At 58.1% G+C, this 23,143-nt stretch carries 19 protein-coding genes; 4 read left to right on the top strand and 15 right to left on the bottom strand.

Annotation, left to right across the window (positions count from 1 at the left end):
- Window positions 1–31: 31 nt before the first annotated feature.
- Window positions 32–1,285, bottom strand: coding sequence for a serine hydroxymethyltransferase (gene glyA / locus IFU29_RS15305; protein WP_191934683.1), 1,254 nt, complete (start codon window positions 1,283–1,285; stop codon window positions 32–34).
- A 332-nt stretch (window positions 1,286–1,617) separates the two neighbouring features.
- Between glyA and hmpA the strand changes: the two genes are divergently transcribed.
- Window positions 1,618–2,802, top strand: a complete 1,185-nt coding sequence (gene hmpA, locus IFU29_RS15300; protein ID WP_191934682.1) for an NO-inducible flavohemoprotein — start codon at window positions 1,618–1,620, stop codon at window positions 2,800–2,802.
- Between the two features lie 90 nt (window positions 2,803–2,892).
- Here the strand turns inward: hmpA and IFU29_RS15295 are convergent, their stop codons facing one another.
- From IFU29_RS15295 to purL, 7 genes are all read right to left on the bottom strand, one after another.
- Window positions 2,893–4,062, bottom strand: a complete 1,170-nt coding sequence (locus tag IFU29_RS15295; RefSeq protein ID WP_191934681.1) for a c-type cytochrome — start codon at window positions 4,060–4,062, stop codon at window positions 2,893–2,895.
- The gene (locus tag IFU29_RS15290) at window positions 4,059–5,957 is read right to left on the bottom strand and encodes an NAD(P)-binding protein (RefSeq protein ID WP_191934680.1); all 1,899 of its coding nucleotides are present in this window, start codon (window positions 5,955–5,957) and stop codon (window positions 4,059–4,061) included. The genes IFU29_RS15295 and IFU29_RS15290 overlap by 4 nt, the downstream gene beginning before the upstream one ends.
- Window positions 5,958–6,113: 156 nt before the next feature.
- Entirely contained in the window at window positions 6,114–6,452 is a 339-nt protein-coding gene (gene glnB / locus IFU29_RS15285) for a nitrogen regulatory protein P-II (protein WP_062744629.1), read from the bottom strand.
- 177 nt (window positions 6,453–6,629) lie between these two features.
- Window positions 6,630–7,964 carry a two-component system response regulator GlrR gene (glrR, locus tag IFU29_RS15280; RefSeq protein ID WP_191934679.1) on the bottom strand — a complete coding sequence of 445 codons (1,335 nt, stop codon included), beginning with the start codon at window positions 7,962–7,964 and terminating at the stop codon, window positions 6,630–6,632.
- The gene (gene qseG / locus IFU29_RS15275) at window positions 7,961–8,719 is read right to left on the bottom strand and encodes a two-component system QseEF-associated lipoprotein QseG (RefSeq protein WP_191934678.1); all 759 of its coding nucleotides are present in this window, start codon (window positions 8,717–8,719) and stop codon (window positions 7,961–7,963) included. Before qseG ends, glrR begins: the two co-directional genes overlap by 4 nt.
- Window positions 8,719–10,101, bottom strand: coding sequence for a HAMP domain-containing sensor histidine kinase (locus tag IFU29_RS15270; protein WP_194710763.1), 1,383 nt, complete (start codon window positions 10,099–10,101; stop codon window positions 8,719–8,721). Before IFU29_RS15270 ends, qseG begins: the two co-directional genes overlap by 1 nt.
- 671 nt (window positions 10,102–10,772) lie before the next feature.
- Window positions 10,773–14,657: a phosphoribosylformylglycinamidine synthase gene (gene purL / locus IFU29_RS15265; protein WP_191934676.1), complete on the bottom strand. Its 3,885-nt coding sequence runs from the start codon at window positions 14,655–14,657 to the stop codon at window positions 10,773–10,775.
- Between the two features lie 270 nt (window positions 14,658–14,927).
- On the opposite strand from purL, the gene mltF reads away from it, so the two are divergent.
- Window positions 14,928–16,385 carry a membrane-bound lytic murein transglycosylase MltF gene (gene mltF, locus IFU29_RS15260; protein ID WP_191934675.1) on the top strand — a complete coding sequence of 486 codons (1,458 nt, stop codon included), beginning with the start codon at window positions 14,928–14,930 and terminating at the stop codon, window positions 16,383–16,385.
- Between the two features lie 43 nt (window positions 16,386–16,428).
- Here the strand turns inward: mltF and tadA are convergent, their stop codons facing one another.
- From tadA to murQ, 4 genes are read right to left on the bottom strand one after another with little or no spacing between them, the layout of a single operon-like run.
- Window positions 16,429–16,908 (bottom strand): tRNA adenosine(34) deaminase TadA, encoded by a 480-nt coding sequence (tadA, locus tag IFU29_RS15255; protein WP_191934674.1) that lies wholly within the window; start codon window positions 16,906–16,908, stop codon window positions 16,429–16,431.
- Between the two features lie 48 nt (window positions 16,909–16,956).
- Window positions 16,957–17,595, bottom strand: a complete 639-nt coding sequence (gene yfhb / locus IFU29_RS15250) for a phosphatidylglycerophosphatase C (protein ID WP_191934673.1) — start codon at window positions 17,593–17,595, stop codon at window positions 16,957–16,959.
- A gap of 3 nt (window positions 17,596–17,598) precedes the next feature.
- Window positions 17,599–18,963: a PTS transporter subunit EIIC gene (locus IFU29_RS15245; RefSeq protein ID WP_191934672.1), complete on the bottom strand. Its 1,365-nt coding sequence runs from the start codon at window positions 18,961–18,963 to the stop codon at window positions 17,599–17,601.
- A 20-nt stretch (window positions 18,964–18,983) separates the two neighbouring features.
- Window positions 18,984–19,880, bottom strand: coding sequence for an N-acetylmuramic acid 6-phosphate etherase (gene murQ, locus IFU29_RS15240; protein ID WP_191934671.1), 897 nt, complete (start codon window positions 19,878–19,880; stop codon window positions 18,984–18,986).
- A gap of 187 nt (window positions 19,881–20,067) precedes the next feature.
- Between murQ and IFU29_RS15235 the strand changes: the two genes are divergently transcribed.
- Together IFU29_RS15235 and IFU29_RS15230 are read left to right on the top strand one after the other, a co-directional pair.
- The gene (locus IFU29_RS15235) at window positions 20,068–20,907 is read left to right on the top strand and encodes a MurR/RpiR family transcriptional regulator (RefSeq protein WP_062744608.1); all 840 of its coding nucleotides are present in this window, start codon (window positions 20,068–20,070) and stop codon (window positions 20,905–20,907) included.
- A gap of 57 nt (window positions 20,908–20,964) precedes the next feature.
- Window positions 20,965–21,219: a YfhL family 4Fe-4S dicluster ferredoxin gene (locus tag IFU29_RS15230; RefSeq protein WP_191934826.1), complete on the top strand. Its 255-nt coding sequence runs from the start codon at window positions 20,965–20,967 to the stop codon at window positions 21,217–21,219.
- Here the strand turns inward: IFU29_RS15230 and acpS are convergent.
- The 3 genes from acpS to recO form a co-directional block, all read right to left on the bottom strand.
- Complete coding sequence (gene acpS, locus IFU29_RS15225; protein WP_191934670.1) at window positions 21,216–21,596, bottom strand: holo-ACP synthase; 381 nt, start codon at window positions 21,594–21,596, stop codon at window positions 21,216–21,218. The genes IFU29_RS15230 and acpS overlap by 4 nt on opposite strands.
- Window positions 21,596–22,327, bottom strand: a complete 732-nt coding sequence (gene pdxJ / locus IFU29_RS15220) for a pyridoxine 5'-phosphate synthase (protein WP_191934669.1) — start codon at window positions 22,325–22,327, stop codon at window positions 21,596–21,598. Before pdxJ ends, acpS begins: the two co-directional genes overlap by 1 nt.
- Before the next feature lie 74 nt (window positions 22,328–22,401).
- On the bottom strand, window positions 22,402–23,139 hold the full coding sequence (recO, locus tag IFU29_RS15215; RefSeq protein WP_191934668.1) for a DNA repair protein RecO: 738 nt from the start codon (window positions 23,137–23,139) through the stop codon (window positions 22,402–22,404).
- Window positions 23,140–23,143 lie beyond the last annotated feature (4 nt).

Here is a 23,143-nt window from a genome sequence, read left to right as displayed (position 1 = left end):
TCCCCTGTGGCTGCGGGGAGACGCGCTCAGGTTATGCGTAAACCGGGAAGCGCGCACAGATATCCAGTACCTGCTTCTTCACGCGCTCGCTCACGCCTTCGTCATTGATATTGTCAAGAATATCGCTGATCCAGCCTGCCAGTTCGCGGACTTCTGCTTCTTTAAAGCCGCGACGGGTCACCGCCGGGGAGCCGATACGGATACCGGACGTCACAAACGGGCTCTTCGGATCGTTAGGAACGCTGTTTTTGTTCACGGTAATATTGGCACGACCCAGGGCAGCATCCGCTTCTTTACCGGTCAGGTTCTTGTCCACCAGGTCCAGCAGGAACAGGTGGTTGTGCGTACCGCCGGAGACAACGTTGTAGCCACGCGCCAGGAAGACTTCCACCATCGCTTTGGCGTTTTTAGCAACCTGCTGCTGATAGGTTTTGAACTCAGGCTCCATCGCTTCTTTGAAGGCGACCGCTTTCCCCGCGATAACGTGCATCAACGGGCCACCCTGGCCACCTGGGAAGACGGCAGAGTTCAGCTTCTTGTAAAAATCTTCGTCGCCGCCGTGCGCCAGGATCAGACCGCCACGCGGACCGGCCAGCGTTTTGTGGGTGGTCGACGTCACGATGTGCGCATGAGGAACGGGATTAGGGTAGACATCAGCCGCGATCAGACCCGCAACGTGCGCCATATCGACGAACAGGTAAGCGCCTACCGTGTCGGCGATTTCACGCATTTTGGCCCAGTCGCACACGCCTGAGTAAGCAGAGAAGCCGCCCACGATCATTTTCGGCTGGTGCTTTTTCGCCAGTTCGGCCAGTTCGTTGTAATCAATCTTACCGCTTTCGTCGATGCCGTAAGGAATAACGTTGTACAGTTTACCTGACAGGTTAACCGGGGAACCGTGAGTCAGGTGGCCACCGTGGGCCAGGTTCATCCCCAGAATGGTATCGCCCGGCTGCAGCAGCGCGGTATAAACGGCGAAGTTGGCCTGAGAACCTGAGTGCGGCTGCACGTTAGCGTAGTCGGCACCGAACAGCGCTTTCGCACGGTCAATCGCCAGTTGCTCAACGATATCCACATACTCACAGCCACCGTAATAGCGTTTGCCCGGATACCCTTCCGCGTACTTGTTGGTCAACTGAGATCCCTGAGCCTGCATCACGCGTGGGCTGGTGTAGTTCTCTGAGGCAATCAGCTCGATGTGCTCTTCCTGACGCACTTTCTCCTGCTCCATCGCCTGCCATAATTCGGCATCGTAATCGGCAATGTTCATTTCACGCTTTAACATCTGCATCTCCTGACTCAACTGACTTTCAAAAATGAATGCCCCCTCGGGGGTGATGGTAAACAGTTTAAACTGTTTACCCACCCGTTGAATAGCATCACGGCCGCCTTTTTACGCAAACGATTGGCTTCAGGATTGGCAAGGGTTAGTTACAGTTTTCTGCCAGCCCCCGATCGGGGCGTATCCTCGCCCGCCGCAGACAGGCTGTTGTTCTGAAGCGGATGTTACGTGCGAAAAAATACCCCTTAACTCATAAGGTGTATTTACAGAATTAGCTGCGCGGTTATAAGATACATTTAAAATACATGTTTATAATCCCTGCTAAGGAGCACGCCATGCTGGACAGCCAAACCATTGCTACTGTGAAATCCACCATTCCCGCCATTGCTGCACTCGGCCCGCGCCTGGCCGCCCATTTCTATCAGCGTATGTTCAGCCACAATCCTGAGCTGAAAGACATTTTTAATATGAGCAATCAGAGCAGCGGCAACCAGCCTGAAGCGCTGTTTAATGCCGTCTGCGCCTATGCCAGCAACCTGGATAACCTTGCGGCCCTGGGCCCTGCGGTGGAAAAAATCGCCCAGAAACATACCAGTTTTGCGATCCGCCCGGACCAGTATCCCATTGTCGGTAAGCACCTGTTGGCCAGCATTGATGAAATGCTGCATCCGGGAGAAGAAGTCCTTGAGGCCTGGGGTAAAGCCTATGGCGTGCTGGCGGGGATTTTTGTCCAGCGCGAAGAGCAGATTTATGAAGAGACCGAGGAGAAAGTCGGGGGCTGGCGGGGGGGGCAGCGTGAGTTTGTCATGAGTGAGATCACGCCACAAAGCACGGTGATCAAAAGCTTTATCCTGACCCCGACGGACGGTCAGCCAGTGGCAGACTACAAACCCGGCCAGTATCTCGCCCTGTGGGTGAAAGATCCCTCTTTTGCCAATCAGGAGATCCGCCAGTACTCACTGACCCGCACACCAAACGGTCGCGACTACCGTATTGCCGTTCGTCATGAGGAAGGGGGGGTTCTTTCCAGCTGGCTGCATCAGCAACAGCCGGGCCAGCGGGTCCACCTGGCACCGCCCGCCGGGGATTTCTTCCTCGATGTGACCCCGGAGACACCAGTGACACTGATTTCGGGTGGTGTGGGCCTGACGCCCATGCTGGCCATGCTGAACCAGCTGGCAGCCGACAAACATCCTGCCTGTGTCCAGTGGCTGCACGCCACGGAAAACGGGGCCACACACGCCTTCGCTGAAGAAGTGACCAGACTGGGCGCACGGCTGCCGCAGTTCTGGCAGCATGTCTGGTATAACCATCCGCAGGAACAGGATCAGGGCCGCTACGACAGCCGCGGGCTGATGAACCTGCTGCCGCTGGAATCCCGTCTGAGCGATCCGGCCATGCACTACTATCTGTGCGGACCGCTGGCCTTTATGGCGCTGGTAGAGAAACGCCTGCTCGAACTGGGCGTGACGAAAGACCGTATTCATTATGAAGTCTTTGGTCCGCATAAGGCGCTGTAACCCGGCCCTGCGGGGACACCTTCGCCTGTTGCTGAATGTCAGCAGCAGGCGACAGGGTTCCACCCGTTTCACCCCGGATGTCTTTCCGCCCTATTTCTCCGCCTGACGGCGCGCCTCCGTCACCTGCTCAGGTTTCACCCCCGGGGCCTGATTGCCCCAGCTGTGACGCACGTAGTTCATCAGTTCGGCCATCTGAACATCATTCAGCGCCCAGCCGTAACCCGGCATGGTCTGCGCCATCCCCTGCTGTGTAACAGGCGTCTGTGCCCCGTCCAGCACCACGCGCAGCGCGGTCAGCGGATTGTCCGCCGTAAGCGTGGCATTCCCTGCCAGCGCAGGAATGGTGTGAGCGTTGCCCTCGCCCTCACTGCCGTGGCAGGTTGAACAGTACATGGCATAGGTTTTCGCCCCTGCGGCGGAAGGCGTGGCGGGCTGACTGCGGGCTGCCGGGGCCGCAGGCAGACTCCGCAGATAGACGGCCATGCTGGTGAGGTCGGCCTCCGTCAGATACTGAGTACTGTGGGTGACCACGTCCGCCATCGGTCCGGCTACCGCGCCCCGGGCACTACGCCCGGTTTTCAACAGCGCCACCAGCTCCTCCTCCGGCAATCCTCTCAGCGAGGGAGCATACCAGCCGTCCAGCTCTGCGCCGCTGAGATAAACATCACTCTGCTGATCCAGCGCCTGCTCCTGCATTCCCCAGCCGCGCGGCGTGTGGCAGCTCCCGCAGTGCCCTGCCCCCTGCACAAGATAAGCCCCCCGGTTCCATTGCGCACTCTGTTGCGTATCAGGCTGATAACGGCGGTCTTCATGAAACAGTACGTTCCAGATGCCCAGCGGCCAGCGCGCCGATAGCAGCCAGGGAATGTCGCTGTCGCGGTTCGCCTGGCTACTGGCGGGCACCTCCCGCAGCAGAAAGTCGTACAGCGCGTGCATATCCGCCTCGCTCATTTTTGCATAAGCGGTGTAGGGCATGGCCGGATAAAGACGATGACCGTCACGAGCTTCACCCTGTCGCATCGCCCGGTCAAACTCTGCAAACGTGTAGCGTCCAATGCCGTGTTGTTTATCAGGGGTTATATTGGTGCTGTAAATATCCCCTACCGGCGTGGCAAAGCGCAGCCCGCCCGCCATCGGTACGCCCCCCTGCGCGGTATGGCAGGCCGTACAGTCGGCTGCTTTTGCCACGTATTCCCCCGGCGACATCGCCCAGGTCGGGCCGCCTGCCAGCAGCATAAGGCTGAAGATGGCCCTCTTCATGACGCTTCCCCCGGGGCTGACGTGCCTCCTGCCGGCTCATTGACCGCCCGCCAGGCCTGATCGATAGCCGAGTGTGCGTAAGGGCTCCAGTCGGCGTCGGCGTTGGCAATGAAAATATTACCAACGGGCGCACGGGCGCGTTCGATAGTTCGTTGTGCCTCTTCTTCATCATCAAACATGCCGCTCAGGGCATAAGAGTAGCCGTGTGACCAGCGGTTAACGGTGATCGCCTGGATATCACGCTGATGGTCGAAACCTGCCGGGCCGAGCATCGCCTGCAGCTGTTCACGGATCATCTGCTCATGTACCGAAAACGGCGTGCCCAGCAACATGGCGCGCCCTTTGCGTGACTGCTCACGCGGGCTGAGTCCGCTGCCCGGCAGCGTTGGCACATACACCATGTGCAACCCGATGGGCTGCCGGGGATCGTGCGGGTGGTGATAACCGCCCAGGCTTACCGGATAGTCGAGCTTAACGCGGGAGTATGGCGCACCGGGCGCATAAAACTCGTGGATGCCCAGCTGAATAAACGGCTGCCAGTTGGCAATCTTCACCTTGCTGTAGACCAGCGGTGCCTTAACGTTTTGCTTCAGTGCCTCCTGCTGCGCGGGCGACATCTGCGGCACCAGATAGGGGATCATCATGTTATAACCGGCCATTATCACCCGTCCGGCGCGTACACGAGTCAGCGTATCACCGGTCATATAGCTCACCTCAGCGTGGTTACCCACATTTACCACCTGCATCCCGGTGCTGTTCAGGCGCAGTCTGACGGGGGAATCCGGCCGGTCTAACTGGCTGTAGTCAAATGTCGCCTGCACGATATCATTCATATTCTGTCCGGCGGAGGTCACAGACGGAATAAGTTTGCGCACCATCAGGCGGGCCAGCGTGGCGTTCCCGTCCGGGAAGTGGAAGACGTAGGGGTCGTCAAGATCGGCCTGAGATTCCTCATCCAGCGGCGGCAGTCCCATACCGTCCAGGCCGGGCAGGTCGCAGATACGCGCATCGCTGCAGGCGGTGGCATCAATACCGACGGCCTGAAAATCGTTAGTCGACTGCTGGAAGTAGCGGATAGCCTGTTCACTTAACCCCACTTTCTCACGCAGGAAGGTGCTGTAACTGTGCTTATCCAGCCAGGCCACTTTTTCCTGCTGGCTCAGTCCTGGCAGATAATCCTTCGGTACCGTATGCAGAGCAATCAGCGCCTCACGGTCGCTTTCCGGCAGCGGAAAATCATTGATAAAGGCCTGCCACGAGCGTCCGTTAAGCCGGTCACGCGGAATATCGTCGGCCACAACCCTGCCCGGATCGCCGCTGACCACTTTGTCCACGCCGAAATTTTTCCTGTCAAAGTAAACTCCACGACTGAGGCCCAGATCCGGGTAGAAGGTTTTATCAAAGCCCTGCTCCATGCCGTCAAGACTGATGCCGAGAGTGTTAATCAGATCCATCACCACCGGGCTAAAATTGGAACGCGGAGACTGGAAGGATTCACTGCCGCCGTAACCCAGCAGCCCGTTAAGCTCATTACGTTTAGCATGGCCGCCAAAGTCATCATGGTTATCAATCAACAGAATACGCTGCTGTTTCCCATGGAGCTGCTGCCAGAAACAGGCGGCCGCCAGACCGCTAATCCCGGCCCCGACCACCACCAGATCGTAGTCTTCGGTTACCGGCTGAGAGTCGAAATCGAACGCCACATTATCGCGGCCCAGGCGGTGGGCATTTTCAAAGGATCCCGGATGGTTGCCGCGCAGACCGGTAAGCGAAGGAGGATAGTACAGCGTCTTTTGCGCCTGTAACGGCGAGGCCTGTAATATCTGCAGGGGGGTCATACCGGCGGCGACAGTGATCGCGACGCCGTTGAGAAAATCGCGGCGGGTGATAGCCATAATCGTCCTTAACTGTTGAAAAGTGGCAGTTCAGCCTGAAGGCTTCGGGGGGCTTATTGTCCGGACAGGAGAGCGATTGTCAAAGGAAGGGAGAAAGACGGGCAGAAATAACAACAGGGGCCTGAACCGACAGGCCCCTGAGCAGTCACGGGCGGTTTAAATCGCCTCTTCGTCTTCTTCACCGGTGCGGATACGCACCACGCGGGCGACGTCAAAGACGAAAATTTTCCCATCGCCGATTTTGCCCGTCTGCGCCGTGCGCATAATGGTATCCACACAGGTATCAACGATATCGTCAGCAATGACGATTTCAATTTTTACCTTTGGCAGAAAGTCGACCATATATTCAGCACCACGGTACAGCTCGGTGTGGCCTTTCTGACGACCAAAGCCTTTGACTTCCGTTACGGTCATCCCGGTGATGCCGACTTCCGCCAGCGCTTCACGCACATCATCGAGTTTGAACGGTTTGATAATTGCATCAATTTTTTTCATGGCTGACCCTTTTCTCTCCCTCCGTACGCGGACGGATAATCAGTTAACTATATACCCGTAACACTCAGCCTGCCTGCGCCTGGGTGGCAAACCGGTGATCGCCATGGGTATAGCGGATGTCCGTCTCTTTTCAGGCAGATAAACTACCATAACCGGACCGGCTAACCGCAGTGAAAATTACTCTTTAAAATCGGCAGCATCCAGTTCGTGTCGCGATAACAGCTTATAGAATTCTGTGCGGTTGCGTCCCGCCAGCCGTGCGGCGTTGGTGACATTGCCACGGGTCATTTGCAGCAGCTTACGCAGATAGTTCAGTTCAAACTGATTGCGCGCCTCAGCAAAGGTCGGCAGCGCCGTATTCTCCCCGGCAAGCGCCTGTTCCACCAGCGCTTCCCCGATCACCGGGGCGGACGTCAGCGCCACGCACTGCTCAATCACATTCACCAGCTGCCTGACGTTGCCCGGCCAGGCGGCGGCAATCAGACGGCGCATCGCATCGGTGGAGAAACTGCGTACAAAAGGCTTATGCCGTTCGGCAGACTGCTTAAGCAGATGATTAGCCAGCAGGGGGATATCTTCAGCGCGCTCATGCAGCGCCGGGATCTTGAGGTTGACCACGTTAAGGCGGTAGAACAGATCTTCGCGAAACTCTTTCTTTTCCATCGCCTTAGGCAAATCACGATGTGTGGCAGAGATGATGCGCACATCAATGTCGAGGTCGCGGTTGCTGCCCAGCGGGCGAACCTTTCGCTCCTGCAGCACGCGCAGCAGCTTGACCTGTAAAGCCTGTGGCATATCACCGATCTCATCGAGGAACAGCGTCCCGCCCTCGGCGGCCTGGAACAGCCCTTCACGGCTGCTAACAGCGCCGGTAAAAGCTCCTTTCGCATGGCCAAACAGCTCTGATTCCAGCAGCTGCTCCGGCAGAGCCCCGCAGTTGATGGCAATAAAGGTTTTGCCCGCGCGCGGACTGGCGGCGTGTATCGCCTGGGCCAGCACCTCTTTGCCGGTGCCGCTCTGGCCGTTGATCAGCACGCTGACATCGGACTGCGCCACCATCCGCGCCTGATCGAGCAGACGCAGCATCACCGGACTGCGGGTGACAATGCTTTCGCGCCAGGTTTCATCACTGGAAGGGGCGCGGTGGGCCAGCGCCCCGTCGATAGCTTTATACAGGGCATCGCGGTCGACCGGCTTGGTGAGAAAACTGAACACGCCCTGCTGCGTCGCCGCCACCGCGTCAGGGATCGAGCCGTGGGCAGTGAGTATAATGACCGGCATCCCCGGCTGCAGCTTCTGGATCTCAGCAAACAGCGCCATGCCGTCCATCTCGTCCATACGTAAGTCGCTGATCACCAGATCGATTGTCTCGCGGTTCAGCACCCGCAGTGCTTCCGGCCCGCTTTCTGCGGTGGTGACGCTAAACCCTTCACTGGTCAGGCGCATCCCCAGCAGCTTTAACAGACTCGGGTCGTCATCGACCAGCAGCAACCTTGCTGACTTTTTCATCATGGATTGGCATCATCCTGTGGCAGATTATCAGCCGGGGCATCGCCAGAACTGTGGCTATCCGGAGCGGTGGTATCATCGCCGTGGCTGGTACTATCGGAAGCATCCGGAGAGCGGCGCGACGACAGACGACGTTCAATATCGGTCAGGGTATCGAGCTTGCGTCGGGTCACCACAAGTTCGTTCTTCAGGCGGATTTGCTGCTGGCGAAGCGCGTCCAGCTGACCGTCGCTGCTCTCCTGCAGGTGGGCATAGCGCATCCGCTCTTCAGAAAGTTGTAACTGTGAGCCCTGCCCTTCGCGCCACAGCATCAGTAACGGGCGTACCGATGCGGGATAGTCATAGCTGTAACTGTCCAGACGTTTAAGAAACTCACGTCGCTCAACGGGCGTCACGTTGCCATTATTCAGTAATACCGCCTGTTTGAAGGCGCTCTGCCAGTCATTACCAGGCCAACGACGGGCTTCTGCACGGGCATCCACGGGCGACAGTCGGATACCGCAGTCGATGGTGCGCAGCCAGTAGAGAGGGTTCCCGGTGGCAGCAACATCCGCAAATGCCCAGATATTCTCGCAGGCAACGCTCTGATAATCGACAATTTTGACATCAGGTTCGCTCACCGGGATATCCGCACGGCTGACAACCTTCTGAGTTGCTGGCTGACTGCATCCCAGCAGCCCCAGCGCCAGTATGACAGTAACGGCAAATCTGCCCAGGCGTCCGTCGTGCGGCGCGGCAGAAAAACGTGATGATTCCATTATGATAACGTCCCGGCGGTGGTGTTTAATTCGATGCGGAAGCAGACATCAGCATCAACGCTGTCAATCAGTTGTAAGTCCCCCTGCAGCCGTCGCAGGCAGTCTTTGGCAATACTCAGCCCCAGTCCGCTGCCTTTGACCGCCCCTTTACGTTGCAGGTTTCCCTGGAAGAAGGGTTCAAAGATCATTGCCTGTTCCGCCGCAGGAATGGGGGTTCCGGTGTTCGCTACCTCAATGAGGACGCGGTTTCCCTGTTGCCGACTGCGGATCCAGATATTTCCGGATTCTGCACCGTAGTGTACCGCATTGGAGTAAAGATTATCGATGGCCCTCAATAACAAAGTCGGTTCAGCACGGCAGCGGTCTGCCTGCAAATCGATATCAATATGAAGCAGTTTAGCGCGGGCCGTCAGACTGTGGGAGGAAACCAGCGTATCAATTAACGGCCGCAGTTCGACATCTTCCAGCGCTACCGGTCCATCGGCCAGCTTGCGGTTATAGTCCAGCAGCTGTTCGATTAGCGTTTGCAGGTGGCGGCTGCTGTCGTTAAGAATGCTGACGACCTCTTTCTGATCGGGCGTCAGGGGCCCGGCCACCTGATCGGCAAGCAGTTCGGTGCCCTCACGCATACTGGCCAGCGGGGTTTTTAACTCGTGGGAGATATGGCGCAGAAACTCATGCCGTTGGGACTCCAGCCAGGCCAGACGCTCGCTGAGCCAGAGGATCCGTTGTCCAAGTGAACGGATCTCACGCGGCCCTTTAAAGGCGAGGCTTTGTCCCAGCGGTCGGCCTTCTCCCAGCCGATTAATCATCCGTTCAACCGCCTTCACCGGGCCGATAATCATCCGGGTGAAGAGCATGACCAGACCGAAACTGAGCAGAAACAGGATCAGCGCCTGCCAGCCAAAATACTGACCCCGTTCGGCAATCTCACGCTGCAACTGCAGACCGCGTGAAAACACCACTTCACGCGTGGCCTGCACCAGCTGGCTGTTAGCGGCAGAGAACGCTTCAAGCTGGTCGGCTGCCGCAGGCACCGGGCTGCTGTTGACGCATTTAATCTGACTCAGCTGCGTCAGGTTCTGACGCAGAATCTGCCCGGTGCGCATATCTGGCAGCACCGGAGCGTGGGCATCCAGCATTTGCGAGTAGCGGCTACGCTGAGTCTGATAAAGCCGTGCCAGCATCGGGTCGTCCAGCACACAATACTGACGGTAGCTGCGTTCCAGCTCCAGTGCGGTACGCGCCATGGCTTCACTGCGGCGCACATCGGTCAGCGTGGTACGGTTGGTATCGGCGGCGCGGTCACTCAGCGCCGACAGACTTTCCCAGGCCTGCCAGGCCAGCACCAGTAACGGTAATAACACCAGTAAAAAGGCCATCAGCACCAGCTGACGTAACGATCGCGGTAACAGACGCCATTTCTTCACGACACAGGTTCTCTTTGCAGTAGTTACGGCGATGCTAGCTGAGAGTGAGCGGATAAGAAAGTGCGCGGGGAGAAAATGAAAATGGCCGGTTCAAAGAACCGGCCACTGGTGTTACGCCGGAAAGCCCGCGTAACTGAATAGGTGGTGCCTAACTCAACGTTGCGTCCGATGTTTGATAACGTCACAGAGTGAACGATTATCGGTATGGTGGACGACAGGCACCGTATTGTGCGTCATTCTGGGTGTTATGGGCACTTGACCGCTTGCGCAGGGCTGTCATAACCAGGTGAATGAGCCACTGAGGGTAATATAGCAATAACTGTGCCATATTGAAAATATATTTTTAACCCGCTGAAATATTTGGATTTTAATGCTCTTCTACCTACAGCACAGCCCATTTTTGACCATCGGGTCTGCAAAACTGTCGCCAAATGGCTACACCATTCAGACGAAAAAAAACAAGCATTAAAAATCAGTTGCTTAGATGTCTCCTTTTGGAGACAGGGCGGGGGCGACTTTGTAGTGAAATAGCAACACTGGCTGTCTGACCGCCGTAAAACCCCAAAAAAACCGGCCTCCTGAGAGGCCGGTTAGCAGGTACAGTCGTTCGCTCAGGCAGGGGTTTAGCCCAGTTGTTTACGCGCATTACGGAAAATACGCATCCACGGGCTGTCCTCGCCCCACTCTGCCGGATGCCAGGAGTTGCTGACCGTGCGGAAAACGCGCTCCGGGTGCGGCATCATAATGGTCACGCGGCCGCTTTCGTTCGTCACGGCAGTAATCCCGTTCGGCGAGCCGTTCGGGTTCGCCGGGTACTGCTGCGTCACCTTGCCGAAGTTGTCGACGAAACGCAGCGCCACCAGACCTTTGCTTTCCAGCTGGGCCAGATGCGCATCGCTGCGCACCTCCACGAAGCCTTCACCGTGCGATACCGCAATCGGCATGCGTGAACCGGCCATGCCGTCCAGCAGCAGCGACGGGCTGGCCGCCACTTCCACCAGGCTGAAGCGGGCTTCAAAACGTTCGGACTGGTTACGCACAAAACGCGGCCACTCTTCGCTGCCGGGGATCAGCTCGCGCAGGTTAGACATCATCTGGCAGCCGTTACAGACCCCCAGCGCCAGCGTCTGCGGACGGTGGAAGAAGGTTTCGAATTCGTCGCGCACGCGGGTGTTAAACAGAATCGACTTGGCCCAGCCTTCGCCTGCCCCGAGAACATCACCGTAGGAGAAGCCGCCACATGCCACCAGCGCCTGGACGTCCGCCAGGCCGCGACGGCCTGCCAGCAGATCGCTCATGTGCACATCAACGGCGTCAAAACCGGCACGGTGGAAGGCTGCCGCCATCTCAACGTGAGAGTTAACGCCCTGTTCACGCAGCACCGCCACTTTCGGACGTGCGCCGGTCGCGATGTACGGCGCTGCGATATCCTCCTGTGGCTTAAAGGTCAGCGCCACGTTCAGGCCCGGATCGCGGTCATCTTTCTTCGCGTCATGTTCCTGGTCTGCGCAGGTCGGGTTATCGCGCAGGCGCTGCATCTGCCAGGTGGTTTCTGCCCACCAGGTACGCAGCGTGGTGCGACTTTCACTGTAAACGGGCGTATCGCCTGAAGCGATCACAAAGCGATCGCCTTCCACGGCCCGGCCCAGCAGATGAATGCAGTCGCTCAGACCATGATCGGCAAACACCTGCTGCACCGCCTCACGATCGGCGTCCGCGATCTGGATAACCGCGCCCAGCTCTTCGTTAAACAGGGCTGCCAGGCTGTCGCTGCCCAGCGCCGCAATGTCGACTTCTACGCCGCAGTGGCCGGTAAAGGCCATCTCTGCCAGCGTCACCAGCAGGCCGCCGTCAGAGCGGTCGTGGTAGGCCAGCAGCCTGCCATCGGCCACCAGCGCCTGGATAGCGTTATAGAAACCTGCCAGCTGCTGCACGTCACGCACGTCGGCAGGCTTGTCGCCCAACTGACGGTAGACCTGCGACAGCGCCGTTGCCCCCAGCGCATTGACGCCTTTACCCAGGTCAATCAGCATCAGGGCATTGTCACCCGTCTGCAGCTGTGGGGTCACGGTTTTACGCACGTCTTCCACGCGGGCAAAGGCGGTGATCACCAGCGACAGCGGAGAGGTCATCTCACGCTGTTCGCTTCCCTGCTGCCAGCGGGTTTTCATCGACATAGAGTCTTTGCCGACCGGGATGGTGATCCCCAGCGCCGGGCACAGCTCTTCACCTACGGCTTTCACTGCTTCATACAGCCCGGCATCTTCGCCCGGGTGACCGGCAGCGGCCATCCAGTTTGCCGACAGTTTGATACGCGTCAGCGGGCCGATGGCGGTCGCCGCGATATTGGTGAGCGCTTCCCCTACGGCCAGGCGACCGGAGGCGGCAAAGTCGAGCAGCGCTACCGGGGCACGTTCGCCCAGCGCCATGGCTTCACCGTAGTAACTGTCGAGGCTGGCGGTGGTCACCGCACAGTTGGCCACTGGGATCTGCCATGGCCCGACCATCTGGTCCCGGGCCACCATACCGGTGACCGAACGGTCGCCGATGGTGATCAGGAAGGTCTTCTCCGCCACGGTCGGCAGATGCAGGACGCGGTTTACCGCATCCGCCACGGTGATCCCGTCACGCGCCAGCGGCTCGCCTTTCGCTTGCAGCGAGGCAACGTCGCGGGTCATTTTCGGGGTCTTACCCAGCAGCACGTCCAGCGGCATATCAATGGGGGTATTGTCGAAATGGCTGTCCGACAGAGACAGGTGCATCTCTTCGGTGGCCTCACCAATCACCGCGTACGGAGCACGCTCGCGCTGGCACAGGGCATCAAACAGCGCCAGGCTGTCCGGGGAAACGGCCAGAACATAGCGCTCCTGGGATTCGTTACACCACACTTCCAGCGGACTCATGCCAGGCTCATCGTTCAGAATGTCGCGCAGATTGAAACGTCCGCCGCGTTCACCATCGCTCACCAGCTCCGGCATGGCGTTAGAAAGACCGCCCGCTCCCACGTCATGGATAAACAGGATCGGGTTCGCTTCACCCAGCTGCCAGCAGCGATCAATCACTTCCTGACAGCGCCGTTCCATCTCAGGGTTATCACGCTGCACAGACGCAAAGTCGAGGTCTGCATCTGACTGGCCCGAAGCCATTGAGGATGCGGCCCCGCCGCCCAGGCCAATATTCATCGCCGGGCCACCCAGCACGATCAGTTTGGCACCGACGGTGATTTCACCTTTCTGTACGTGATCGGCACGGATATTACCGATACCACCCGCCAGCATGATCGGCTTGTGGTAGCCGCGCAGTTCTTCGCCATTATGGCTGTTGACGCGCTCCTCGTAGGTACGGAAGTAGCCGTTCAGGGCCGGACGACCAAATTCGTTGTTAAACGCTGCGCCCCCCAGAGGGCCTTCGGTCATAATATCCAGCGCGGTAACAATGCGATCGGGCTTGCCGAAATCTTCTTCCCACGGCTGTTCAAAGCCGGGGATACGCAGGTTCGATACGGAAAACCCGACCAGTCCGGCTTTGGGTTTTGCGCCGCGCCCGGTGGCCCCTTCATCGCGGATTTCGCCACCGGAACCGGTAGCGGCACCCGGCCACGGCGAGATCGCCGTCGGGTGATTATGGGTTTCCACCTTCATCAGGATATGGGCCTCTTCCTGATGGAAATCGTAATGGCCCTGCGCGTCCGCGTAGAAGCGCCCGACCTGAGAACCTTCCATCACGGCGGCGTTGTCTTTGTAAGCTGACAGCACGTGATCGGGGGTCTTCTCAAAGGTGTTTTTAATCATTTTGAACAGCGACTTCGGCTGAACCTGCCCGTCAATCACCCAGTCGGCGTTGAAGATTTTATGGCGGCAGTGCTCAGAGTTGGCCTGAGCAAACATGTACAGTTCGATATCGTTCGGGTTGCGCCCCAGTTGTTCAAACGCCGCCTGCAGGTAATCGATTTCGTCATCAGCCAGCGCCAGCCCCAGTTTAATGTTGGCCTGAACCAGCGCGTTACGCCCTTCACCCAGCACGTCTACACTCTGTACCGGCGCAGGCTGATGCTGAACGAACAGCGCGTCGGCCTGCTTCAGATCCGTAAACACGGTTTCCATCATGCGGTCGTGCAGCAGGGCCGCCAGTGCCCCCCACTGCGCTTCCGTTAACTGTGGCGCCTTGACATAGAAAGCCAGACCGCGCTCAAGACGCAGCACCTGCGGCAGGTCGCAGTTATGGGCGATATCCGTCGCTTTGGAAGACCAGGGCGAAATGGTACCGGGACGAGGCGTCACCAGCAGCAGGCGACCTTCCGGGGTATGTTCAGCGAGAGAGGGGCCGTATTTCAGCAGGCGCTGCAAACGGGATTTTTCATCCGTGCTCAGCGGCGCGCTGACATCAGCGAAATGGACGTACTCAGCGTAAATGTCACTCACCGGCAGGTGAGCATCCTGAAAGCGGGCCAGCAGTTTGTTAATACGAAATGCCGACAGAGCGGGCGAACCACGCAGAATTTCCATCATTAAAGATCTCTCGTCTCGAAGCGCCGGGCGACGCTTCATTGGGCGCAACAGGGGAAAACGGGCGGTATTATAGTGAATCCGCACCCGTTACGAAACCGTTTGCGCAGAATTTATCGCGATAAGGAATTGCCTGAAAAACACACAAATCGGATGGAATTCAGTTGCGGAGCCGCGCGGAGTTGCGCAGAATGCCCCACGCTCAGGGCCAATTATAGACCACAAATACTGCCATAGAAGACAGATACCTGAGAACCATCGAGAGATAACCATTTGAAACGCCTTAAATTTAATTATCTGCTGGTCGGACTGATCACGGTACTTCTGGCGCTTGCGCTGTGGCCGTCTATCCCATGGTACGGGGACTCCACCGACCGGATTGCACAGATAAAATCGCGGGGAGTACTTCGTGTCAGCACGATTAATTCTCCGCTGACTTACTACACGGTCAATAAATCACCAGCGGGTATGGACTACGAGCTGGCGAAGCGCTTCGCCCGTTATTTAGGTGTGAAGCTTGAAGTCACCGTTCGTCCTAATCTGGGCGATCTGTTTGATGACCTGGAAGATGACAAGGCCGACCTGCTGGCGGCCGGCTTAATTTATAATAATGAACGGCTGGCGCGTTTTCGTGCGGGCCCGTCCTATTATTCCGTTTCCCAACAGCTGGTGTACCGCATTGGCGCTCCGCGCCCCAAAAACCTCGGCGATCTGAAAGGTCGCCTGACGGCGGCATCCGGCTCAGCCTATCTGTCGACGCTGCGCAATGTGAAAGCGCATCAGTATCCTGACCTCGACTGGGCGATCTCCACCGATCAGACGCCCCAGGGCCTGCTGGAGGCGGTGGCAGACGGCAAACTCGATTATACGGTGGGTGACTCGGTCACCATTGCCCTGATGCAGCGGATCCATCCACAGCTGGCGGTGGCCTTTGACATTACCGATGAAGAGCCGGTCACCTGGTACGTGCAACACGAGCAGGACGACAGCATGAATGCGGCCCTGCTCGACTTCTTTAACCAGATGAGCGAAGAAGGTGCGATGGCCCGACTGGATGAAAAGTATCTGGGTCACGTCGGCACCTTTGACTATGTCGACACGCGCACCTTCCTGCGCGCCATCGACGGCACACTCCCGGACATTCAGCCGCTGTTCGAGAAGTACGCGCAGATTATCGACTGGCGTCTGCTGGCGGCCATTTCCTACCAGGAATCACACTGGAACCCGCAGGCCACTTCACCGACCGGGGTACGCGGCCTGATGATGTTGACGCGTAACACCGCTGACAGCCTGAACGTCAGTGACCGTACCGACCCCGAGCAAAGTATACGCGGCGGCAGTGAGTATCTGGTGCGCATGATGGAGAAGGTGCCGCCCACCGTGCCGGAAGATGAACGTATCTGGTTTGCGCTGGCGGCCTATAACATGGGGTACGCCCATATGCTTGATGCACGCAAGCTGACGGAAAAGCAGAAAGGGGATCCGGATAGCTGGGCTGACGTCAAAGTCCGCCTGCCCATGCTGAGTCAGAAACGTTACTACAGCCAGACCACCTACGGTTACGCGCGCGGTCATGAAGCTTATGCCTACGTGGAAAATATTCGCAAATATCAGCTGAGCCTGGTTGGCTATCTGCAGGATCAGGAGAGAAAGCTGGCCCAGCAGGCGGCGATGGAGGCCGAACTGGGCAGCGGTTATCCGGCGGTGGCAGCAAAAATCGCGCTAAACTGAACCGACTCAGTCGGACGGAGGCACCGGAACAGACGGCCGGCCTCTAGAGGCGGAGAGCCTTCTTTTCGGCCCGGCGCTGGCGGAAAAAGTCGCTCAGCAGCGCAGCACACGCTTCCGCCAGTACCCCCTGTTCAGTCTGCACGTGATGATTCATTCCCGGATGCCCCAGAACGTCCAGCAGTGACCCCGCAGCCCCGGTTTTTGCATCCCGTGCGCCATACACTAACCGTCCCACGCGCCCGTGGATCATCGCCCCTGCGCACATCACGCAGGGTTCCAGAGTGACATACAGCGTAGTGTCCAGCAGGCGGTAGTTCTCGATCACCTTCCCCCCCTGCCGGATCGCCATCATCTCGGCGTGTGCCGTTGGATCGTGATGACCGATCGGGCGGTTCCAGCCTTCACCAATCACCCGCCCCTGATACACCAGCACAGCGCCCACAGGGACTTCGCCCTCGTCCCAGGCACGCCTGGCCAGTGTCAGCGCATGGCGCATCCAGAATTCATCGTTATTGTCAGTCACCCGCGTCTCCAGCAAAAAAAAGCGCGACATTATATCGTCAATTGTCGGTTATTCCAGTTGCTGTAGCTCCCCCACCGGGGTAACTCTGAAGCGGTGCTGGCAAAAAAACAGTAACGGGTTGTCCTGCTTACTGTCGCTGTAACCGCTGTAAAGCTGCAGCGGAGTCCCAATCTGCTCTTCCAGCTGCGCCACCTTCTCATGGCCCAGGCAGCGCATTGCCAGCACCCGCCCGCCCCAGGCTCGCCCCATCTGACTGGCGATCAGTTTAACCTGCGGCAGAAATGCTGAATCGAAGTAGACCTGCTCCACCAGGGGCTGCGGCGACCCGGTGATCAGCCAGACGTCGGCATCCTCACTGCTGAGATAGTCCGTCAGCCGCTGCTGCACCACGGGGAAGGCCGTCACGCGCTGGCGGAACCAGAGGGCAAACTGCTGCTCACGCGCCTTCAGACGCGCCTCACTGTGGCCAAAGGTGATTGACCACAGCAGCAGGCTCATTGGCCAGCGTGCGGCGCGGCCCTTCAACAGCAGGCCAAGACCAATAACCGGTAGCAGAGGCGCAACCAGCAGCAGGTTCAGAGGCTGACGCCACAGCAGCCAGCGCATATAGGTGCCGAACATATCCTGCCGATGCAGGGTGCCATCAAGGTCAAAAAATACCACACGTCGTTCCCGACTGGTTGTCAAACCTCACTCCTCAGGGTCGTTGAACCCCATAAACCATGCAAACAGAAAGCCGCAAATCACAGCTGTCAGCCACCCCACCAGATACATCATCACTTTACCGGCCACGATGGTCATCGCCAGCGGCAGGCCGGAAAGCCCAAATGTAATAAGGGTAGCGACCTTAGCATAACCGATCACTGCGCCGCCAACCGCACCGCCCAGGCAGGCCGCGATAAAAGGGCGTCCGAGCGGAAGCGTAACACCAAAGATGAGCGGTTCGCCCACGCCGAGGATCCCCACCGGCAGTGCCCCTTTAACCAGCTTTTTCAGCCTGGCATTCCGCGTTTTCATTAATACCGCCAGCGACGCCCCGACCTGCCCTACCCCGGCCATCGCCAGAATGGGCAGCAGCGCGTTATAGCCGTGCGCCTGCACCAGCTCGACGTGGATCGGCACCATGCCCTGGTGCAGGCCGGTGAGAACCAGCGGTAAAAAGGTTCCCGCCAGTACTGCTCCTGCCAGCATTCCGCCGCGATCGATGGCCAGCGTGGCCCCATGAGCAATGGCGTCTGAAATCATACCGCCCAGCGGCTGTAACAGCACAATCGCCAGTGATGCTGTAATAAGTGTAGTCAGAAGCGGGTTAAGGATCAGCTCCAGAGACTCTGGCAGCCGCTGACGCAGACGTTTTTCAATCCAGCACATCATGACCACCACCAGCAATACGGCAATCACCCCGCCGCGTCCTGGCTGGAGCGGTTCGCCAAACAGGGTGATCTGCGCCAGCGCCGGACTGGAAAGGATGCCCGCCATAACGCCACCGAGAGCGGTAGAGCCGCCAAAAACTTTGGCCGTATTAACACCGACCAGAATATTCATAATGGCGAATACCGCACTGCCGAAAATCGCCGCCAGCCCGATGATATTGGGGTACTGCGTGGCAAGGTTACCCACAATATCAGGACGTTTGACGATATTAATCAGCCCGGTGATCAAACCGGAGGCAATAAAAGCCGGGATCAGCGGGATAAAGACGTTCGCCAGCTGGCGCAGCGCATCACTGAAAGGGGCGTGATACTGCGCTTTCGCCTGTGCCTTATTCTGTCTGACGACCGCCGCTGCATCAGCCGCCCCGGGGGCGGTAATCAGCGTACGCATCGCATCGGTCACTTTGGCCGCTGCTCCTGGCCCCACAATAAACTGATGTTGACTGCCCTGCTTAACGTAGCCTTTCACCCCTTCCAGCCGGCGCAGCTCTTGCGGTATCAGCAGGCTTTCGTCACGGACCTCAACGCGCACGCGCGTCATACAGTTTTCCAGTCGCAGAATATTGGCCGGGCCGCCAATGCCCTGCAGTAATGCCTGTGCCAGCTGGAGAGATTTTTCCATGGGTGATCCTTTTTCTGCCGTTAGTTGCTGGCGAGTGCCGCGCGCAAAAAGCCGTTGCAGGCAACCAGTCGCTGTTTTGCCTGGTCGGCCGGAAGATCGGCGAGAATCATTAAAATCGCGGTTTTCACTTCGTACTGTGCCTGCTGTAAGGTGTTCCCGGCCTGCTGCGCGTCGCAGCCCGTGGCCTCACACACCATGCGCCGCGCGCGATCGATCAGTTTGATATTAGTCGCCTGCATGTCCACCATCAGGTTCTGATAGACCTTACCGATTTTGACCATGGCCCCCGTAGAGAGCATATTCAGCACCAGCTTCTGAGCCGTTCCCGACTTCAGCCGCGTTGAGCCGGTCAGCGCCTCCGGACCGACCACGGGTGAGATAGCAATCAGCGCTTCACGGGCAATGGGGGAGTCTGGATTGCAGGAGATCGCTGCCGTACGACAGCCCTGCTGGCGGGCATAGCGCAGCGCACCGATGACGTAAGGCGTGCGCCCCGAGGCGGCAATCCCCACCACCATATCGTTTGCGGTCAGGTTCAGCGCCTGTAAATCAGCGATCCCCAGCTGTTCATCATCCTCAGCGCCTTCCACCGCCTTGAGTAACGCCCCCGGGCCGCCCGCAATCAGCCCGACAATCAGCCCGTGCGGTACGCCAAAGGTGGGCGGACATTCGGACGCATCCAACACGCCCAGCCGTCCGCTGGTACCGGCACCCATATAGATCAGACGGCCGCCGGCGGAGAGCGCGGCAGCGGCGGCATCAACGGCCTGCGCCACCTGCGGCAGCGTCAGACGGACGGCGTCCGCCACGGTGGCATCCTGCTGATTAAATCTGGATACCATCTCTAAGGTCGACAGATTATCCAGATCGATCGTATCCGGGTTACGCGTTTCTGATACCAGTGAGCCAAGATCCATGACTTCTCCTTTTAGAATTTTTAATTCACAATAAATTTAATATATACGAATATTTTATTCTTTGCCGCATGCCATTTTACCCTTCTTAATCATGGAAACCGTTAAATGGCACGTTAGACTTAGAGCACTGAATGTTATCATTACAGATAATTCAATATGATGGGCCTGATTCGTAAGAGGAAAAATGATGAGTTCACTGCTGCGTATCCGTCAGCTTTATCCCAGCCTGGCTCTGAACGAACGTCGGCTTGCTGACTATCTGCTGTCGCAGCCGGACCGCGCACGCCACCTGAGCTCACAAAAGCTGGCGGATGAATCAGGGGTCAGTCAGTCCAGCGTGGTGAAATTCGCTCAGAAACTGGGTTACAAAGGGTTTCCGGCACTGAAGCTGGCACTGAGTGAGTCCCTTACCGAGAAGGATGCAATCACCGTTCACAATCACATCCTCAGTGACGATGCGCTAAAGGTGGTCGGGGAGAAGCTGTTTACCGAAAAATGTTCCGCCATACGCGCCACGCTGGATATTAACAGTGAAGAGATGCTGCTGGAAACGCTGCGCCTGCTGAAGCAGGCCAGACGCATCGTGCTGGTAGGTATCGGCGCTTCCGGCCTGGTTGCAAAAGATTTTTCCTGGAAGCTGATGAAGATAGGCATCAGTGCGGTGGCAGAGCAGGATATGCATGCCCTGCTGGCCAGCGTTCAGGCCCTGGAGGTGGGCGATGTGCTGCTGGCTATCTCCTACACGGGGGAACGCCGGGAAATTAACCTGGCCGCGCAGGAAGCCCAGCGCATCGGTGCTACCGTACTGGCGTTTACCGGGTTTACGCCCAATACCCTGCAGCAGGCAGCCAGCCACTGCCTGTACACCGTGGCAGAAGAGCAGACGACGCGCAGCGCGGCCATCTCTTCCACGACCGCGCAGCTGGCGCTGACCGACCTGCTGTTTATGGCGCTGATCCAACGCGATCCGGAACGCGCATCCAGCCATATCCGTCACAGTGAAGCGCTGGTGAAAAAGCTGGTCTGAGCAGACAGCGTGCGTATAATACCCGCGCACTTTAACCGGTTACTGGATGAGAGAACGATGGCGCTGCTGATCACTAAGAAATGTATTAATTGTGATATGTGCGAACCCGAGTGCCCTAACGAGGCGATCGCCATGGGTGACGAGTACTATGAAATCGATGCTGACCGCTGCACGGAATGCATCGGCCACTACGACGCTCCCACCTGCCAGCAGGTTTGCCCCATCGATAACACCATTATTGTCGACCCGCAGCGCAGCGAAAGTTCCGACCAGCTGTGGGAGAAGTTTGTGCAACTGCACCCTGCCGGCTAGCTTTCGATAATCACCGTCGCACAGGCGTAGTGACGTTCATCAGCCAGCGTGACGTGCACGTGAACCACCCCGAGCTTCGCCGCAACTTCACTGGCCTGCTGGAAAAACCGCAGTCCGGGTTTGCCAAGTTCGTCGTTATAAACCTCAAACTGATTGAACGCCAGGCCACCTCTTATCCCGGTGCCAAAGGCTTTCGCCGCCGCCTCTTTTACCGCAAAACGCTTGGCCAGAAAGCGAACCGGCTGCTGATGCGCCTGATACTGCGCCCATTCACTGGCACTGAGTACGCGTTTTGCCAGGCGGTCGCCGGATCGGGAGATCACCCCTTCGATACGGGCAATCTCCACAATGTCAGAACCGAGCCCGAGAATAGCCATTAACGCCGCGCTTCCCGCATCAGCTGCTTCATCTCTTTCACCGCCTCAGCCAGGCCACTAAACACCGCACGTCCGATAATGGCATGGCCGATATTCAGCTCGTGCATCTCCGGCAGTACGGCAACCGGCTGTACGTTGTGGTAGGTCAGGCCATGCCCGGCATTGACCTTCAGGCCTTTCCCGGCGGCATAGGTGGCCGCTTCAGCAATACGCGCCAGTTCACCCTCGCGTACCGGGCCTTCTTCGGCTTCAGCGTAAGCACCGGTATGGATCTCAATATAAGGTGCGCCGGCGGCGACGGCGGCATCAATCTGGCGATGGTCAGCGTCGATAAACAGTGATACCAGGATGCCGGCATCATTCAGCCGTTTTACCGCAGCCGTCACTTTATCCTGCTGGCCGGCCACGTCCAGCCCGCCTTCGGTGGTCACTTCTTCACGTTTCTCCGGTACCAGGCAGCAGAAGTGCGGCAGGATCTCGCAGGCAATATCGACCATCTCATCTGTCACCGCCATCTCCAGATTCATCCGGGTCTGAATGGTCTGACGCAGAATGCGCACGTCACGATCGGTGATGTGGCGGCGGTCTTCCCGCAGGTGGACGGTAATGCCATCGGCCCCCGCCTGTTCAGAGACAAAAGCGGCCTGAACCGGATCGGGATAGTGCGTGCCACGGGCATTACGAACGGTGGCTATGTGATCGATATTAACGCCTAACAACAGCTCTGCCATGATAGTCCTCAGAAAATCGCGAAGGGTTTTAAGAAGTGTACAACGATCCCAGCACACAGGGGTATGGCTGGTGGCTATTCATCGCCCGGAAGCGCTGCATCTGGTCGTTTTCTCGGCAAAAACTGCCGAAACAGTTCGGCACTTTTCAACGGTTTTCCTCCGAGGTAGGGCTTAAGGGCAATGCGGGTAAAGCGCTTCGCCGCGCGCAGGGTATCGGCATCTGGAAAGTCACGCTGGTACAGCGCACGCAGATGACGCCCGGTGAAACTGCGGTGCCCCACCACCAGGCTGGCGATAAAGCCCTTCTCTTCGCGGTAGCTGTAGGTCATGCCGTCGGCCACTTCTTCCCCGCTGCCTGCACAGTGCAGAAAATCTACGCCGTAGCCAAGGTGGCCGAGCATCGCCAGTTCAAAGCGCCGGAGCGCAGGTTCAGGGGAAGCGGCATCCGACGCCAGCGTCTGAATGCAGTGCAGATAGTCGAAGAAGAGCTCGCTGAATGCCGTCTCGTGTTCCAGCACCCGGGAAAGGAGCTCGTTAACGTACAGGCCGCAGTAGAGAGAGGTACCGCTGAGAGGGAGAGCAAGGGAGACCGGTTCAGCCCCACGCAGGGTTTTCACCTCGCCACGGCCTCCCCAGCGCACCAGCAGCGGAGTAAAAGGCTGCAGTGCCCCTTTCAGGCTGGAACGTTTGGAACGGGCGCCTTTGGCCAGCACCCGTACCCTGCCATGCTGTTCAGAAAACAGGTCAAGCAGCAGGCTGGTTTCGCTCCAGGGCCGTCCATGCAGGACAAATGCGCGTTGCCAGCCTTCCATCAGG

The organism is Erwinia persicina (genome assembly GCF_014838825.1).
In the GTDB taxonomy this organism is placed as follows: domain Bacteria; phylum Pseudomonadota; class Gammaproteobacteria; order Enterobacterales; family Enterobacteriaceae; genus Erwinia; species Erwinia persicina_A.
The sequence above is the reverse complement of the archived record's forward strand: the minus strand, read 5'-3'. Positions and strand labels throughout refer to the sequence as shown.